Below are 12,393 nucleotides of genomic sequence, written 5' to 3'. Positions count from 1 at the left end.
TTATTTTCGTTCTGTATCTGATCATGTCCATCTTTCTTTATCCGCTTAGGGAGAGTATTTGGTATAATCTATTTTATACCATAGCCTATATGATTGCGGTTATGATCTATTTTTCTTTAATTAAAAAGAAAGAAAAGAAATGAAAGATTTTCTTGATTAAAAAGAATCATATTCTTTGTGAGATTGTTCCTGGGTCAGTTGCCTTTGCTTGTTTCTACTTATCTATTTCTATTTCGTCAGTTTTCCAATTTCTTTTAGTGGTTATTAACTTAGCTTCTATTTTGGTCACTGTTTACCTCACTAGGGAAATGCGGATAAAAGAGTTTGAAGATGATGATTTGGTTAGTCCTAGAACCAATCAACTTATGTTCATCGGCTTGACAGGCTTTATGTCTATTATTTGTTTGTATAGAGGGATCACAGCAGGAGAATCCTACCAACAAATAATCGCTTATATTGGCGCTATTCTCTGCTTGACCATCATGCTTCTGCTCATTTGGGGATTGAAGTATTATAAAAAGTAGAGGCTAATGCAGTTTTTGCAATTTAAGATGTCTTGATGACAATTCAAGATTTGGATGAAAAACTTTGACAAATAGTGCTATACTGAAATTGTCAAAGTTGCAACGGGTGCTGCTACATTATGTTAAAAATCGCTCTTGATTGATAAGTTGGATTTGTTAGGAAAGGAGTAAATAATTATGGATAAGAAAAAGATAGTTTCGACTATAATATGTATAGTATTTCTTGTAGTGTCAGTAGATAATTTTTTTAGAGACTTAACCCCGTTACTGTTCATTTTAAATATTATTGGCCTGTCTTGCTTTTCAGTGCTAACATACATTAACATAAAAGAGATACTCTTAAATATAAGTAAATGATGATTTGGTTAGTCCTAGAACCAATCAACTTATGTTTATCGGCTTGGCAGATTTTATGTTTGTCATTTGTTTGTATAGAGGTATTTCAGAAACAGAATTCTATCAACAACTAATCGCTTATATAGGTGTATTCTCTGCTTGTTTATCACGCTTCTGCTCATGTGGGGCTTGAAGTATTATAAAAAGTAGCTTTCTATCCTTTTCTGACAGGATATTTGAGTAGAAGGCTCTATTAAATTGTTAGTGAAATAAATGAATGGAGGTATTTAATATGAAATACAGATTATTTTTTGTTATTTTCTTGAGTAGTGTGTTGGATATTCTTTTAGGGACATTTTTACAAATCTCTATCGTATCTATTGGGTGGCTTGTTCTTTACAGTGGTTTGTTTGAAGCAGGAGTTTTCCTTCTTGCTAATAAAGGGGTGGCGGTAAAAATCAAGGAAGTAGATATTCGAAATCGCTTTAAATTTATTTTTGGAAAAACCTTATGGTTTCAAATTCTTTTGCTCATCTTTTTGATAATCAAACTTTATCTTGGTTTGGATGCGAGGTTGATTTTATTCTATGGACATATTTTCATTGTCTTTAATGCCTTAATGTATCTATTATCTAGTAGTCAGGTTAGCCTTAAAAAAAACAAACTGTCTTCTTAATCTTACAGCAGTAGAGCCTGACAAGGTGAGGTCATAGTAGGGAGGATTTCTATGAAAAAGTATCAACTTCTATTCAAAATAAGTGCAGTTTTCTCTTACTTATTTTTCGTATTTGGTCTTTCTCAGATGACGCTTATTATTCAAAATTATTGGCAATTTTCTTCCCAGATTGGCAATTTCGTCTGGATTCAAAATTTCTTGAGTTTGCTATTTAGCGGAGTCATGATTTGGATTCTGGTTAAGACAGGTCATGGTTATCTCTTTCACATTCCAAGAAAAAAATGGCTTTGGTATTCGATTTTGACAGTATTAGTGGTAGTGCTCCAGATCTCTTTTAACGTTCAGACAGCTAAACATGTTCAGTCAACTGCTGAAGGTTGGGCTGTATTGATCGGTTATAGTGGGACCAACTTTGCTGAGCTAGGTATCTATATAACTTTGTTCTTTCTGACTCCACTTATGGAAGAGCTAATCTATAGAGGATTACTGCAACACGCCTTTTTTAAGCATTCGAGATTTGGCCTTGATTTGCTTCTTCCGTCAATTTTATTTGCTCTTCCTCATTTTTCAAGCCTGCCTAGTTTGTTAGATATCTTCATCTTTGCAACATCTGGCATCATCTTTGCTAGTTTGACCCGCTATACCAAGAGCATTTATCCTTCCTATGCGGTGCATGTGATCAATAATATTTTCGCAACATTACCATTTTTGCTGACTTTTTTACATAGGGTCTTGGGGTAAAAAAACAAAAGGCTTGCTTTTCAGCCATAGAGGAGATTATCATGTATAAACACTTATTTTTCCTAGATTCCAAAACTTTAGATCGGTTGACACCCTATATTCTAGTCTTGGCTTCTGACACCATTGCTTTTAATGTTTTTGTGCTAACCTTTGTATCTGCGGTGGTTTTTAATTTCCTAAATTCCATGCTAGCTTTAATGGCTATATTCATAAGGGGCTGGCTATGTGGTCGGATTTTGGTTACTAATACTCAATGAAAATCAAAGAGCAAACTAGGAAACTAGCCGCAGGCTGTACTTGAGTACGGCAAGGCGACGTTGACGTGGTTTGAATTTGATTTTCGAAGAGTATAAAATGGTTTGTTTTGGAAAGGCTAGAACTAAAGAATGACGCGTAGGAAGTCTGTTTGGTGAGGAGGATAGTTTTATGGAGTTTTTTGATAAATTTCATGCCTTGTGTTTTGGATTTTTAGTACTAATAATTGTCATTACAGTTCCTTATACGATTAACCATGGGGGTTTTTTTCAAAATGAATCTGCATTGATTCTTGTAAGTCTTCTTGTAACCTCGCTGAGTGTTGCTTATGCTAGAAAGTTTGAAATGATTTCTTTTGGGATGTTAAGCAAGAAACAACTTTTGCTTTTCATTGCAATCTTTCTTCTAAGTGTACTTGAGACGCTGGTTTATATTCATTTCTTCGCTGTTTCTTCTGGCTCAGGGGTCCAACACTTGGCGGAAGTCAGCAGAGGAATTTCCCTGTCTTTGATTTTGACTACCTCAGTTTTTGGCCCCATCCAGGAGGAACTCATTTTCAGAGGACTTCTTCAAGGTGCGGTTTTTGACAATTCTTGGTTAGGGCTTGTGCTAACTTCCTCTCTCTTTTCTTTCATGCATGGACCTTCTAATGTCCCTTCGTTTATTTTTTATCTACTTGGGGGTTTGTTGCTGGGCTTTGCTTATAAAAAGAGTCAAAACCTATGGGTTTCTACTCTAGTCCACATGTTTTACAACAGTTGGCCACTCCTATATTATTTATAAAAATTATGAAAAGGTAAGCAGAAGATGGTGCTTACCTTTTTCAAGCTATAATGATACCCAAGCCAATCCAGAGGCTTTTCTTTGAGAATCGGGTTAGAGTGGTTGACGAATAGGCCAAAAACTAGTAGAATAGTAAGGAAACTTTATACGGAGGAAAGAAATGGATTTGGGTGATAATGAGCTAACACTGACTCCCATACCTGGGAAAAGTGGCAAGGCTTATATGGGTAGCTATCCTGACGGGAAGCGCATCTTTGTAAAAATGAACACCTCTCCAATCCTACCTGGTCTAGCTAGAGAACAAATTGCTCCACAATTATTATGGAGTCGTCGTTTGGCAGATGGGCGTGATATGTGTGCTCAAGAATGGTTGACAGGCAAGATATTGACCCCCTATGATATGAATCGTAAGCAAATCGTCAATATTTTAACCCGTCTTCATCGCTCACGTCCGTTGATGACACAATTGAGTCGTTTGGGCTATGCCATGGAAACACCTGTAGATTTACTACAGTCTTGGCAGGAAACGGCTCCAGATGCTTTGCGTAAAAATCATTTTATCAGTGAAGTGATGGCTGATTTACGTCAGACTATTCCAGGATTTAGAGAGGACCATGCGACCATTGTCCATGGAGATGTACGACATAGTAATTGGATTGAGACAGATAGTGGCTTGATTTATTTAGTAGATTGGGATTCGGTTCGCTTGACCGATCGCATGTTTGATGTGGCCCATATGCTCTGCCATTATATTTCAGAACATCAGTGGAAGGAATGGTTGACCTACTACGGTTACAAGTACAATCAAACGGTATTAAGTAAATTGTATTGGTATGGTCAATTGTCTTATTTGAGTCAGATTTCCAAGTATTATATGAACCAAGATTTAGAAAATGTCAATCGGGAGATTCATGGTTTGCGTCATTTCCGAGACAAGTATGGAAAGAGAAGATGAGAGTTAGAAATCGTAAAGGGGCAACAGAATTACTAGAGGCAAATCCCCAGTATGTGGTCCTCAATCCCTTGGAAGCCAAGGCAAAATGGCGGGACTTGTTTGGCAATGATAATCCCATTCATGTGGAAGTTGGAAGTGGAAAGGGTGCCTTTGTTTCAGGTATGGCCAAGCAAAACCCTGACATCAACTATATCGGGATTGATATTCAAAAGTCTGTTTTGAGCTACGCTTTGGACAAGGTGCTTGAAGTTGGAGTGCCTAACATCAAGCTCTTGTGGGTAGATGGTTCTGACTTAACTGACTATTTTGAAGACGGTGAGATTGATCGCTTGTATCTGAACTTTTCAGATCCATGGCCGAAAAAACGCCATGAAAAGCGTCGTTTGACCTACAAGACCTTCTTGGATACCTTCAAACGTATCTTGCCTGAAAATGGAGAAATTCATTTCAAGACGGATAACCGTGGCTTGTTTGAGTACAGTTTAGTGAGCTTTTCTCAATATGGCATGAAACTCAATGGTGTCTGGTTAGATTTGCATGCCAGTGATTTTGAAGGCAATGTCATGACAGAATACGAGCAAAAATTCTCAAACAAGGGGCAAGTTATCTACCGAGTTGAGGCAGAATTTTAAGAGATAGCCTAAAATTAGGCTGTACAAGTGCTTTTGCTTTACATAAGTTGGCAAACGTGCTATACTGATAGTAAGAATATGAAAAGTGAGGCGGGGAAATATCTTCGCCTCTTGCTTATGAGGAGGTGGACGCAATCGCAACAATCGTAGAATTAGTCAGAGAAGTTGTAGAACCTGTCATAGAAGCTCCTTTTGAACTCGTGGATATCGAGTATGGAAAGATTGGCAGTGACATGATTCTCAGTATTTTTGTAGATAAACCCGAAGGAATTACCTTGAACGACACGGCAGACTTGACAGAAATTATCAGTCCTGTCCTAGACACCATCAAGCCAGATCCCTTCCCAGAACAATATTTCCTAGAAATTACCAGTCCAGGTTTGGAACGCCCTTTGAAAACCAAGGATGCCGTCGCTGGAGCGGTTGGAAAATACATCCATGTCGGGCTCTACCAAGCCATCGATAAGCAAAAGGTCTTTGAAGGAACCTTGTTGGCCTTCGAAGAGGACGAGTTGACTATGGAATATATGGACAAGACGCGTAAGAAAACCGTCCAAATTCCATACAGTTTAGTATCAAAAGCACGTTTAGCAGTTAAATTATAGAAAAAGAAAGGATAGCTTTTGAGGATTCAAAAGTGAAGAAAACATGAGTAAAGAAATGCTAGAGGCCTTCCGCATTTTGGAAGAAGACAAGGGAATCAAAAAAGAAGACATCATCGACGCAGTAGTAGAGTCGCTTCGTTCCGCTTATCGCAGACGCTATGGTCAGTCAGACAGCGTAGCTATTGACTTCAACGAAAAAACAGGTGACTTTACAGTTTATACTGTCCGTGAAGTTGTTGATGAAGTATTTGATAGCCGTTTGGAAATCAGCTTGAAAGATGCTCTTGCCATTAATTCAGCTTATGAACTTGGAGACAAAATCAAGTTTGAAGAAGCACCAGCTGAGTTTGGTCGTGTAGCAGCCCAATCTGCCAAACAAACCATCATGGAAAAAATGCGCAAGCAAACACGTGCCATCACTTACAATACTTACAAAGAACATGAGCAAGAAATCATGTCTGGTACAGTAGAACGCTTTGACAACCGCTTTATCTATGTCAACCTTGGTAGCATCGAAGCCCAATTGTCAAAACAAGACCAAATTCCTGGAGAAGTTTTTGCTTCTCATGATCGTATCGAAGTTTATGTTTACAAGGTTGAAGACAACCCTCGTGGTGTGAACGTCTTTGTTAGCCGTAGCCATCCAGAAATGATCAAACGTTTGATGGAGCAAGAAATTCCAGAAGTTTATGATGGAACTGTTGAAATCATGAGCGTGGCTCGTGAAGCAGGTGACCGTACGAAGGTTGCTGTTCGTAGCCACAATCCAAACGTGGATGCTATCGGTACAATCGTTGGACGTGGTGGTGCTAATATCAAGAAGATTACTAGCAAATTCCACCCAGCTCGTTACGATGCTAAAAATGATCGCATGGTACCAATCGAAGAAAATATCGATGTTATCGAGTGGGTAGCAGATCCAGCTGAATTTATCTACAATGCCATCGCTCCTGCTGAGGTTGACCAAGTTATCTTTGATGAAAACGACAGCAAACGTGCCTTGGTGGTTGTTCCAGATAACAAGCTTTCTCTTGCCATTGGTCGTCGTGGACAAAACGTGCGCTTGGCGGCTCACTTGACTGGTTACCGTATCGATATCAAGTCTGCTAGCGAATTTGAAGCCATGGAAGACGCTGCTTCAGTAGAGTTGGAAGTAGAAAACGATACTGTAGAAGAATAAAAGCTGCTAGAGGAGGGAAAGATGAAAACAAGAAAAATCCCTTTGCGCAAGTCTGTTGTGTCTAACGAAGTGATTGATAAGCGTGATTTGCTCCGCATTGTCAAGAACAAGGAAGGACAAGTCTTTATTGATCCTACGGGCAAGGCCAATGGCCGCGGCGCTTATATCAAACTAGACAATGCAGAAGCCCTAGAGGCGAAAAAGAAGAAGGTCTTTAACCGCAGTTTTAGCATGGAAGTGGAAGAAAGCTTTTATGACGAGTTGATCGCTTATGTGGATCACAAAGTGAAAAGAAGAGAGTTGGGACTTGAATAAGCAAAAGATAAGTAATCTCTTGGGGCTTGCTCAGCGAGCAGGGCGCATCATATCGGGTGAAGAATTGGTGGTCAAGGCCATTCAAGACGGCAAGGCCAAGTTGGTCTTTCTAGCTCATGATGCTGGACCCAATCTGACCAAGAAGATTCAAGATAAAAGTCATTATTATCAAGTAGAAATTGTAACCGTGTTTTCAACACTGGAATTAAGCATAGCAGTCGGGAAATCGAGAAAGGTTTTGGCTGTAACAGATGCTGGATTTACAAAGAAAATGAGGTCTCTTATGGAATAGAAGAGGAGGACATGATTTGTCTAAGAAAAGATTGTACGAAATCGCAAAAGAACTTGGAAAAGAAAGTAAAGAAGTTGTAGCGCGTGCAAAAGAGTTGGGCTTGGATGTGAAAAGCCACTCATCAAGTGTGGAAGAAGCTGTCGCTGCAAAAATTGCTGCCAGCTTTAAGCCTGCAGCTGCTCCGAAAGTAGAAGCAAAACCTGCAGCACCAAAAGTAAGTGCAGAAAAGAAAGCCGAAAAATCTGAGCCAGCTAAACCAGCTGTAGCTAAGGAAGAGGCAAAACCGGCTGAGCCAGTTGCTCCGAAAACAGAAAAAGTAGCAGCGAAACCGCAAAGCCGTAATTTCAAGGCTGAGCGTGAAGCCCGTGCTAAAGAGCAGGCAGAACGACGCAAGCAAAATAAGGGCAATAACCGTGACCAACAACAAAACGGAAACCGTCAGAAAAACGACGGCCGTAATGGTGGAAAACAAGGTCAAAGCAACCGCGACAATCGTCGCTTTAATGACCAAGCTAAGAAGCAGCAAGGTCAGCAAAAACGTAGAAATGAGCGCCGTCAGCAAGAGGACAAACGTTCAAATCAAGTGGCTCCACGTATTGACTTTAAAGCCCGTGCAGCAGCCCTAAAAGCAGAGCAAAATGCAGAGTACGCTCGTTCAAGTGAGGAACGCTTCAAGCAGTATCAGGCTGCTAAAGAAGCCTTGGCTCAAGCTAACAAACGCAAGGAACCAGAGGAAATCTTTGAAGAAGCGGCTAAGTTAGCTGAACAAGCACAGCAAGTTCAAGCAGTGGTTGAAGTCGTCCCTGAGAAAAAAGAACCTGCAGTGGATACACGTCGTAAAAAACAAGCTCGACCAGACAAAAATCGTGACGATTATGATCATGAAGAAGATGGTCCTAGAAAACAACAAAAGAATCGAAGTAGTCAAAATCAAGTGAGAAATCAAAAGAATAGTAACTGGAATAACAACAAAAAGAACAAAAAAGGCAATAACAAGAACAACCGTAATCAGACTCCAAAACCTGTTACGGAGCGTAAATTCCATGAATTGCCAACAGAATTTGAATATACAGATGGTATGACCGTTGCGGAAATCGCAAAACGTATCAAACGTGAACCAGCTGAAATCGTTAAGAAACTTTTCATGATGGGTGTCATGGCCACACAAAACCAATCCTTGGATGGGGAAACAATTGAACTCCTCATGGTGGATTACGGTATCGAAGCCAAACAAAAGGTTGAAGTGGATAATGCTGACATCGAACGTTTCTTTGTCGAAGATGGTTATCTCAATGAAGATGAATTGGTTGAGCGTCCACCAGTTGTTACTATCATGGGACACGTTGACCACGGTAAAACAACCCTTTTGGATACTCTTCGTAACTCACGTGTTGCGACAGGTGAAGCAGGTGGTATTACTCAGCATATCGGTGCCTACCAAATCGTGGAAAATGGTAAGAAGATTACCTTCCTTGATACACCAGGACACGCGGCCTTTACATCAATGCGTGCGCGTGGTGCTTCTGTTACCGATATTACGATCTTGGTCGTAGCGGCAGATGACGGGGTTATGCCTCAGACTATTGAAGCCATCAACCACTCAAAAGCAGCTAACGTTCCAATCATCGTAGCCATTAACAAGATTGATAAACCAGGTGCTAACCCAGAACGCGTTATCGGTGAATTGGCAGAGCATGGTGTGATGTCAACCGCTTGGGGTGGAGATTCTGAATTTGTTGAAATCTCAGCTAAATTCAACCAAAATATCGAAGAATTGTTGGAAACAGTCCTTCTTGTAGCTGAAATCCAAGAACTCAAGGCAGACCCAACAGTGCGTGCAATCGGTACGGTTATCGAAGCGCGCTTGGATAAAGGAAAAGGTGCGGTCGCAACCCTTCTTGTACAACAAGGTACCTTGAATGTTCAAGACCCAATCGTTGTCGGAAATACCTTCGGTCGTGTCCGTGCTATGACCAACGACCTTGGTCGTCGTGTTAAAGTTGCTGGACCATCAACACCAGTCTCTATCACAGGTTTGAACGAAGCACCGATGGCGGGTGACCACTTTGCCGTTTACGAGGATGAAAAATCTGCGCGTGCAGCAGGTGAAGAGCGTGCCAAACGTGCCCTCATGAAACAACGTCAAGCTACCCAACGTGTTAGCCTTGAAAACCTCTTTGATACCCTTAAAGCTGGGGAACTCAAATCTGTTAATGTTATCATCAAGGCTGATGTACAAGGTTCTGTTGAAGCCCTTTCTGCCTCACTTCAAAAGATTGACGTGGAAGGTGTCAAAGTGACTATCGTCCACTCAGCGGTCGGTGCTATCAACGAATCAGACGTGACCCTTGCCGAAGCTTCAAATGCCTTTATCGTTGGTTTCAACGTACGCCCTACACCACAAGCTCGTCAACAAGCAGAAGCTGACGATGTGGAAATCCGTCTTCACAGCATTATCTACAAGGTTATCGAAGAGATGGAAGAAGCTATGAAAGGGATGCTTGATCCAGAATTTGAAGAAAAAGTTATTGGTGAAGCGGTTATCCGTGAAACCTTCAAGGTGTCTAAAGTGGGAACTATCGGTGGATTTATGGTTATCAACGGTAAGGTTGCCCGTGACTCTAAAGTCCGTGTTATCCGTGATGGTGTCGTTATCTATGATGGTGAACTCGCAAGCTTGAAACACTATAAAGACGACGTTAAGGAAGTTACAAACGGCCGTGAAGGTGGATTGATGATCGACTGCTACAATGATATTAAGATGGATGATGTGATTGAGGCGTATGTCATGGAAGAAATCAAGAGATAAGATTTTTTGCTCCTTTCTTAGGTGGTGAGGGACGCAAGCAAACCGATGGTTTCATTGCTTATTTTTGAGCCTAGGGTCTCAAAAATCCCCTGTGATGGGACTGATAAATCAGTTCCATCACTTTCACCACGGCGAAAGAAGCAGATGACTTCAAATTGAACTTCGTTTCAATTTAAACTGAAAATCAAGAAGTTTAAAATAGCTAGGTCTGCTGGCCTAGCTTTTGGTTCAAAGTAGAGAAAGGAATATCATGGCAAATCATTTCCGTACAGATCGTGTGGGCATGGAAATCAAGCGTGAAGTCAATGAGATTTTGCAAAAGAAAGTCCGTGATCCACGTGTCCAAGGTGTGACCATCACAGATGTTCAGATGCTGGGTGACTTGTCTGTTGCCAAGGTTTATTACACCATTTTGAGTAACCTTGCTTCGGATAACCAAAAAGCCCAAATCGGGCTTGAAAAAGCAACTGGTACCATCAAACGTGAACTTGGTCGCAATTTGAAATTGTACAAAATCCCAGATTTGACCTTCGTCAAAGACGAGTCCATCGAGTATGGAAACAAGATTGACGAGATGCTACGCAATCTGGATAAGAACTAAAGAAGAGGGGTTGCCCCTCTTTTTTGGTGGAGGAAAATAGGTTGAATTTGAAATGGAAAAATATTCTTTTATAATAGTTTGAAACTAGAATAGTACGCATCTACTTCTAAAATATTGTTAGAAATCGATTTGACTGTCCTGATCGATTTGTCCTGTTCTTGTTTCATTTTACTATAAAAAAGGGGTTCTGTATTTTTTAATGTTATCTAATTAGAAAATGCTTTTTTTGTAGGAAATATAATATGATAAGGTGCAAAAAAGAAATAAGGAGTTTGTATATGGCTGAACAAGACTTAGCTATGCAAGTATTGCAACAAGTGGTGAAACTACCTGTTGTTAAGGTTGATCGTTCGAAATTTTTAGTGGATAAGTTTTCCAAAGAATTGGGTCCACAGGACATTCCTACCTTATTGGAACAAGGTCCAACGTCTCTCTTATCTCAAGAAATCTTAGATCGAGTGGCTAATGCCTGTATTAGGGATAATGTTTTATTAGCGAGTGGGACTTCTGTTTTGGCAGGATTACCTGGAGGGCTTGCTATGGCAATTACCATTCCAGCTGATGTGGCTCAATTTTATGGTTTCTCTCTGAAATTGGCCCAAGAATTAGGTTATATTTATGGTTATGAGGATCTTTGGGCTTCACGCGATGAGTTGAGTGAAGATGCTCAAAATACCCTTTTGCTTTATCTAGGCGTCATGTTGGGGGTGAATGGAACTGCTGCTTTGCTACGTGCTGGTGGTATAACAATTGCCAAACAGGTAATGAAAACAGTACCTAATAAAGCTTTAACAAAGACGCTTTGGTATCCTATTTTGAAGAAAGTCTTAAGAATATTTGGTGTGAATCTTACCAAGGGAGGGCTGGCCAAAGGAATGGGGAAATTTATTCCTATCTTGGGTGGTATCATTTCAGGTGGTTTAACCTTTGCAACTATGAAACCAATGGGGGAAAGCTTGCAGAAAGAATTATCCAAGCTAGTCAACTATAGTGAAGTTCAATATCAAGAAGATGTTGAAACAATCCGAAAAGAGGCTGAAATCATCAAAGGAGAGTAATATGAATCCTATCAAAGCTTTTGCTAAAATTTATGGTAATTACTTTTTGACCGTGCAAGGTGTAAAAGTAATGAAAACGATAAAGAAAGATGATAATGCCGTTGTCGGTCTGGGGAAACTTTTTATTGCCGACAAGTTAATGGATACGGCTCGGTGGCTCATTAAGCCAGAGGATAAAAAATGAAATTTTTCTGGGGACTTCTTGCCATTATTTTTATCAAACCGATTATTGGGATTGTGAAATTCTTTTGGATGATCATCTCTTTTGCAGTCCAATTGCTGTTTTACAAGATATTGGATTGGTTCTTTAAACTTATCTAGATGGTAATCCAAGTCGCAGAGAACTAGCAGGAACTCCACTGCTAGTTTTTTATTCTCTTTCCATATGGTATAATATAAGCAGTAAAATCATTTTATACTCTTCGAAAATCTCTTCAAACCACGTCAGCTTCACCTTGCTGTATATATGTTACTGACTTCGTCAGTTCTATCCGCAACCTCAAAACGGTGTTTTGAGCTGACTTCGTCAGTTCTATCTACAATCTCAAAGCACTGTTTTGAGCAACCTGCGGCTAGCTTCCTAGTTTGCTCTTTGATTTTCATTGAGTATTAGAACATATAATGGAGGTCG

The 12,393-nt window shown here is 40.1% G+C and carries 15 protein-coding genes and 2 pseudogenes; 16 read left to right on the top strand and 1 reads right to left on the bottom strand.

The window, feature by feature from the left end; translation table 11 throughout:
• The first annotated feature begins 165 nt into the window (after positions 1 to 165).
• From AT689_RS11000 to AT689_RS12950, 16 genes and pseudogenes are all read left to right on the top strand, one after another.
• A pseudogene (locus AT689_RS11000) lies at positions 166 to 524 on the top strand (immunity protein).
• Between the two features lie 628 nt (positions 525 to 1,152).
• Positions 1,153 to 1,536: a hypothetical protein gene (locus tag AT689_RS10990; protein ID WP_000877381.1), complete on the top strand. Its 384-nt coding sequence runs from the start codon at positions 1,153 to 1,155 to the stop codon at positions 1,534 to 1,536.
• A gap of 51 nt (positions 1,537 to 1,587) precedes the next feature.
• Complete coding sequence (locus AT689_RS10985; RefSeq protein WP_000760532.1) at positions 1,588 to 2,277, top strand: CPBP family intramembrane glutamic endopeptidase; 690 nt, start codon at positions 1,588 to 1,590, stop codon at positions 2,275 to 2,277.
• A gap of 41 nt (positions 2,278 to 2,318) precedes the next feature.
• Positions 2,319 to 2,553, top strand: a pseudogene (gene blpZ / locus AT689_RS10980) (immunity protein BlpZ).
• Between the two features lie 150 nt (positions 2,554 to 2,703).
• Entirely contained in the window at positions 2,704 to 3,315 is a 612-nt protein-coding gene (locus AT689_RS10975; protein WP_000394044.1) for a CPBP family intramembrane glutamic endopeptidase, read from the top strand.
• Between the two features lie 160 nt (positions 3,316 to 3,475).
• Positions 3,476 to 4,270, top strand: coding sequence for a cell cycle regulator CcrZ (gene ccrZ / locus AT689_RS10970; RefSeq protein ID WP_000363002.1), 795 nt, complete (start codon positions 3,476 to 3,478; stop codon positions 4,268 to 4,270).
• Positions 4,267 to 4,902 carry a tRNA (guanosine(46)-N7)-methyltransferase TrmB gene (gene trmB / locus AT689_RS10965; protein ID WP_001266083.1) on the top strand — a complete coding sequence of 212 codons (636 nt, stop codon included), beginning with the start codon at positions 4,267 to 4,269 and terminating at the stop codon, positions 4,900 to 4,902. Before ccrZ ends, trmB begins: the two co-directional genes overlap by 4 nt.
• A gap of 125 nt (positions 4,903 to 5,027) precedes the next feature.
• On the top strand, positions 5,028 to 5,507 hold the full coding sequence (gene rimP, locus AT689_RS10960; protein WP_001808691.1) for a ribosome maturation factor RimP: 480 nt from the start codon (positions 5,028 to 5,030) through the stop codon (positions 5,505 to 5,507).
• Between the two features lie 43 nt (positions 5,508 to 5,550).
• Positions 5,551 to 6,687, top strand: coding sequence for a transcription termination factor NusA (gene nusA, locus AT689_RS10955; RefSeq protein WP_000032273.1), 1,137 nt, complete (start codon positions 5,551 to 5,553; stop codon positions 6,685 to 6,687).
• A 21-nt stretch (positions 6,688 to 6,708) separates the two neighbouring features.
• A complete protein-coding gene (gene rnpM / locus AT689_RS10950; RefSeq protein ID WP_000857562.1) occupies positions 6,709 to 7,002 on the top strand; it encodes an RNase P modulator RnpM in 294 nt (97 codons plus the stop codon).
• A complete protein-coding gene (locus tag AT689_RS10945; protein WP_001041390.1) occupies positions 6,995 to 7,294 on the top strand; it encodes a YlxQ-related RNA-binding protein in 300 nt (99 codons plus the stop codon). Before rnpM ends, AT689_RS10945 begins: the two co-directional genes overlap by 8 nt.
• A gap of 16 nt (positions 7,295 to 7,310) precedes the next feature.
• Positions 7,311 to 10,103 carry a translation initiation factor IF-2 gene (gene infB / locus AT689_RS10940; RefSeq protein WP_000039205.1) on the top strand — a complete coding sequence of 931 codons (2,793 nt, stop codon included), beginning with the start codon at positions 7,311 to 7,313 and terminating at the stop codon, positions 10,101 to 10,103.
• Positions 10,104 to 10,353: 250 nt separating this feature from the next.
• On the top strand, positions 10,354 to 10,704 hold the full coding sequence (gene rbfA / locus AT689_RS10935; RefSeq protein ID WP_001273601.1) for a 30S ribosome-binding factor RbfA: 351 nt from the start codon (positions 10,354 to 10,356) through the stop codon (positions 10,702 to 10,704).
• 278 nt (positions 10,705 to 10,982) lie between these two features.
• Positions 10,983 to 11,762, top strand: a complete 780-nt coding sequence (locus AT689_RS10930; RefSeq protein ID WP_000840405.1) for a hypothetical protein — start codon at positions 10,983 to 10,985, stop codon at positions 11,760 to 11,762.
• 1 nt (position 11,763) lies between these two features.
• Positions 11,764 to 11,946, top strand: coding sequence for a hypothetical protein (locus AT689_RS10925; RefSeq protein WP_001068161.1), 183 nt, complete (start codon positions 11,764 to 11,766; stop codon positions 11,944 to 11,946).
• The gene (locus tag AT689_RS12950) at positions 11,943 to 12,083 is read left to right on the top strand and encodes a hypothetical protein (protein ID WP_000668195.1); all 141 of its coding nucleotides are present in this window, start codon (positions 11,943 to 11,945) and stop codon (positions 12,081 to 12,083) included. Before AT689_RS10925 ends, AT689_RS12950 begins: the two co-directional genes overlap by 4 nt.
• 129 nt (positions 12,084 to 12,212) lie before the next feature.
• Here the strand turns inward: AT689_RS12950 and AT689_RS13610 are convergent, their stop codons facing one another.
• Positions 12,213 to 12,365, bottom strand: coding sequence for a hypothetical protein (locus AT689_RS13610; protein ID WP_001844592.1), 153 nt, complete (start codon positions 12,363 to 12,365; stop codon positions 12,213 to 12,215).
• Positions 12,366 to 12,393 lie beyond the last annotated feature (28 nt).

Origin of the sequence: Streptococcus pneumoniae (assembly GCF_001457635.1) — a bacterium.
In the GTDB taxonomy this organism is placed as follows: Bacteria; Bacillota; Bacilli; order Lactobacillales; family Streptococcaceae; genus Streptococcus; species Streptococcus pneumoniae.
Note: the sequence above shows the minus strand (reverse complement) of the source record. Positions and strands in the feature narration are given on the sequence as shown.